Annotated in this window: 4 protein-coding genes; 3 read left to right on the top strand and 1 reads right to left on the bottom strand. The window is 62.1% G+C overall.

From position 1 onward, the window contains the following. Positions 1–117: 117 nt before the first annotated feature. Entirely contained in the window at positions 118–1,326 is a 1,209-nt protein-coding gene (locus QMX98_RS33210) for a cytochrome c biogenesis protein DipZ (protein ID WP_282412016.1), read from the top strand. A 9-nt stretch (positions 1,327–1,335) separates the two neighbouring features. On the opposite strand, the gene QMX98_RS33205 is transcribed toward QMX98_RS33210, so the two are convergent. Continuing rightward, positions 1,336–2,328, bottom strand: coding sequence for an AraC family transcriptional regulator (locus QMX98_RS33205; protein WP_282412015.1), 993 nt, complete (start codon positions 2,326–2,328; stop codon positions 1,336–1,338). 183 nt (positions 2,329–2,511) lie between these two features. Here QMX98_RS33205 and QMX98_RS33200 point away from each other — a divergent pair, with 183 nt between their 5' ends. Beyond that, positions 2,512–2,781 (top strand): DUF4242 domain-containing protein, encoded by a 270-nt coding sequence (locus tag QMX98_RS33200; protein WP_010455500.1) that lies wholly within the window; start codon positions 2,512–2,514, stop codon positions 2,779–2,781. 37 nt (positions 2,782–2,818) lie between these two features. Next, on the top strand, positions 2,819–3,631 hold the full coding sequence (locus QMX98_RS33195) for a class I SAM-dependent methyltransferase (protein WP_010455498.1): 813 nt from the start codon (positions 2,819–2,821) through the stop codon (positions 3,629–3,631). Positions 3,632–3,712 lie beyond the last annotated feature (81 nt).

The following is a 3,712-nucleotide window of genomic DNA, read 5'->3' as shown; positions in this document are numbered from 1 at the left end:
CGCGATGGCGGTGTGTCAATCGACATCAGTGTTATCTGACACACCGCTATCGCGAGCAGGCTCACTCCTACAGGGGGTAGGTGGTGTGTCGTTCTTCTCTATTTCAAGGTGATTACCATGTTTCTCATCGCTTTTCTGGGCGGCATATTGACCGTCCTCAGCCCCTGTATCCTCCCGGTGGTGCCGTTCCTGTTCGCTGGTGTCAAACGCACCCGTTCATCCATTCTGCTCACCCTCGGCGGCATGGTCCTGACCTTTGCCCTGATCGCTAGCCTGGCCGTGGTCAGCAGCGAATGGGTGGTGCAAGCCAACAACACCGGTCGTCACGTCGCGCTCTTCGTGATGGGATTGTTTGCTCTATCGCTGATTTCCGCCCGTGTCGGTGACTGGATGGCCCGTCCGTTCGTGGCGCTGGGCAATCGCCTTGATCCCGACACCCGCAAAATGTCCGGCCCGCTGGGTTCGGTCATGATCGGTGTGGCCACAGGGCTGCTCTGGGCGCCGTGTGCCGGCCCGATCCTCGGGGTGATTCTCACCGGCGCCATGCTCCAGGGTGCGAACGCAAAGACCAGCCTGTTGCTGCTGGCCTACGGCCTGGGCAGCGCACTGTCCCTGGGGACCTTGATCTTCGCCGGTCGCGGTTTGGTCAATCGCTTGAAAGTGTCGATCCCGGTCACTGGTTGGTTGCGTCGTGGTGCCGGTGTTGCCGTGCTGGCGACCGTGGCGGTGATTTCCACCGGTGCCGACCGGACACTGTTGGCCGGCACCTCGTCCGAAGGCGTCAGCAGCCTCGAAAAAGGCGTGATGGAAAGCGTGCCGAAAGTTGTCGACTACTTCGTCAGCAAGGTCAGGGCCGACTCCATGGACAACGCCCAGGGTGCCATGCCGTCGCTGTCCGGTGCCGTCCAGTGGCTGAACTCGCCAGCGCTGAGCAATGATTCGCTCAAAGGCAAAGTGGTGCTGGTGGACTTCTGGACCTACGACTGCATCAACTGCCAGCACACCCTGCCGTATGTGAAGGACTGGGCGAAAAAATACGAGAAGGATGGCCTGGTGGTCGTCGGCGTCCACACCCCTGAATACGGTTACGAGCGCATCATCGACAACGTCAAGGACCAGGTGAAAAAGCTCGGCATCACCTACCCGGTGGCCATCGACAACAACTACGCGATCTGGCGCGCCTTCGACAACCAGTACTGGCCCGCTCACTACCTGATCGACGCCAAGGGCCAGGTGCGTTACACCCACTTCGGTGAAGGCGCCTACGAAACCCAGGAAAAGATGATCCAGCAACTGCTGGAAGAGGCCAAGGCACCTTCGGCGTAACCCTCGACATCAATGGCTCACAGGCTGCGCGCCGCGGGCCATTGGTTTTTTCTCCTGATTGCGCCGCCACGCCGCCGGTGGCGCGCCGTACTCTCGACGAAAGGCACGGCTGAAGGCCGTGTCGGTCTGGTAGCCCACCTCTTCGGCAATCCGCATCAACGAACTGTTACTGCTGCGTAACAGGTTCGCCGCCAGCAACATCCGCCACTGCGTCAGGTACTGCATCGGCGAACTCCCCACCAACTGCGCAAAGCGTTCTGCCAACACCGACCTTGAGGTGCCGGCGGTTCGCGCCAGTTCATCCAGGGTCCAGGCGTGACAGGGTTTTTTGTGCAGCGCATTCAGGGCGGCACCGACGATCCGGTCACCCACACCGGCCAGCCAGCCGGTCCGGCCTTCACCGCGCTCGTTCATGTACAGGCGCAACACCTCGATGAACAACACCTCGGCCAGTTTCGCCAACACGCCTTCGCCCCCGGGCCTGGGCGAGCGTGCTTCCGCCAAGGCATAACGGACCAATGATTCCAGCCAGATTCCGGCATTGGAACCGCGCACATTGACCCGGACCACCGCCGGCAATCCCGTCAGCAACATGCCCGCCAACCGCGTATCGCAGGCCAGATAACCGCACACCAGTCGCGTGACCGCGCCGCCTCCGCCGTAACTCAGTTGCCGGGGACGGCGCGCCAGCACCACGTCCAGCCGCTTGCCGGTGACCGGCGTCAGACCGGGTTGCGAGCTCATGCGATGGGCATCGCCCTGGGGGAACACCACCACATCGCCGGCGGTCAGGCGCAGCGGCGCAGCGTTTCCCATCTCGACATAGCACTCGCCTTCGGTGATCAGGTGGAATATCACCACACGCTCGGCACCGGGCTCCAGAAAGGGGGCCGCCGTGTCGGCACTGGGCGACTGGTAGCACCAGGGTGCCGTGAACCTGGCATTGATGAAGATCGCGCCGACCAGGCGGACGACGCGCAGGGTTTGGGACAGGGCGTCCATGGTGACTTCCCATGCGACTAAGGGCTTTCTGATTGTGAGCGCGTTGCCGGGTAACGTGAGTTCTCCGGACGATCGGGCAGTGTTGCCCGACGATCGGGCAGGACGCCGGCCCGCGCCGGAGCGATAGTTTGCCTACAGGGCCACTGCCGACCCTGTCATCAATAACAAGACTGAGAGGTTGCCATGCCAAAGTTCGTCATAGAACGCGAGATTCCAGGTGCAGGAACACTGTCAGAAAGGGATTTGAAAGCCGCTTCGCAAAAGTCCTGCCGGGCATTGCGCGACTTGCCGCAGGTGCAGTGGCTTCAGAGTTATGTCACGGGTGACAAGTTGTACTGCGTGTACATCTCGCCGAGCGAAGCGCTGATCCAGGAGCACGCGAGGCAGAGCGGTTTCCCGGCCAACCGCATTTCCCAGGTGATGAACATCATCGATCCGACCACGGCGGAGTAAGCCGGGCCCGCGTTCCAATCCTTACGGAGCAGATTTAATGAGTACCCCCCTTGATCTCACTGCCCTGAAAAACCGCCAGATGGTCTCCTGGGCCAGCGGCGATTACGCCGTGATCGGCACCACCCTGCAAATTGTCGGCGAGCAACTGGCTGAAGCCTGTGACTTGCTCTGCGACGAACGCGTGCTGGACGTGGCCGCCGGCAACGGTAATGCGACGCTCGCCGCCGCACGCCGAGGCTGCAACGTCACCTCGACCGACTACGTGGCGGCGCTGCTGGAGCGCGGCGAAGACCGGGCCCGGGCCGAGCGCCTGGAGGTGACCTTCCAGGTCGCCGACGCCGAGGCGCTGCCGTTCGAAGACGCCAGCTTCGATGCGGTGCTCTCGACCTTCGGCGTGATGTTCACGCCGGATCAGGCCAAAGCGGCTTCAGAACTGGCGCGGGTCTGCCGTCCTGGCGGCCGGATCGGCCTGGCCAACTGGACACCTGAAGGTTTTGTCGGCCAGATGTTCAAGACCCTGGGCAAACACCTGCCGCCACCGCCAGGCGCACAACCGCCTTCAAACTGGGGAACCGAAGCCTGGTTGCACTCGCACTTCGATGAGCGTGACTTTCAGGTCCAGGTGACGCGCCGCACCTTCAACTTCCGTTATCGCTCGGCGGCGCACTTCATCGACACGTTTCGCACCTGGTACGGCCCGGTCCACAAGGCCTTCGCGGCGCTGTCTCCCGAGGGAGCCCAAGCCTTTGAAAGCGACCTGACTGAGCTGATCAACCGGATGAACAGAGCGGGAGAGAAATCGGTGGTGGTGCCGAGTGAATACCTGGAGGTCGTCATCACCCGACGTTAACCAGACAACACAAACCCCTGTAGGAGCGAGGCTTGCCCGCGAAGACGGAGCGTCAGGCAACATCGTGGTCGACTGATACTC

It is taken from the genome of Pseudomonas sp. PS02303, assembly GCF_029959925.1.
GTDB lineage: Bacteria > Pseudomonadota > Gammaproteobacteria > Pseudomonadales > Pseudomonadaceae > Aquipseudomonas > Aquipseudomonas mandelii.
The sequence above is the reverse complement of the archived record's forward strand: the minus strand, read 5'-3'. Positions and strand labels throughout refer to the sequence as shown.

Excerpts from the sequence above, each read along its gene's own strand:
- QMX98_RS33210 (WP_282412016.1), top strand. The coding sequence starts at position 118 with ATGTTTCTCATCGCTTTTCTGGGCGGCATATTGACCGTCCTCAGCCCC.
- QMX98_RS33205 (WP_282412015.1), bottom strand. The coding sequence starts at position 2,328 with ATGGACGCCCTGTCCCAAACCCTGCGCGTCGTCCGCCTGGTCGGCGCG.
- QMX98_RS33200 (WP_010455500.1), top strand. The coding sequence starts at position 2,512 with ATGCCAAAGTTCGTCATAGAACGCGAGATTCCAGGTGCAGGAACACTG.
- QMX98_RS33195 (WP_010455498.1), top strand. The coding sequence starts at position 2,819 with ATGAGTACCCCCCTTGATCTCACTGCCCTGAAAAACCGCCAGATGGTC.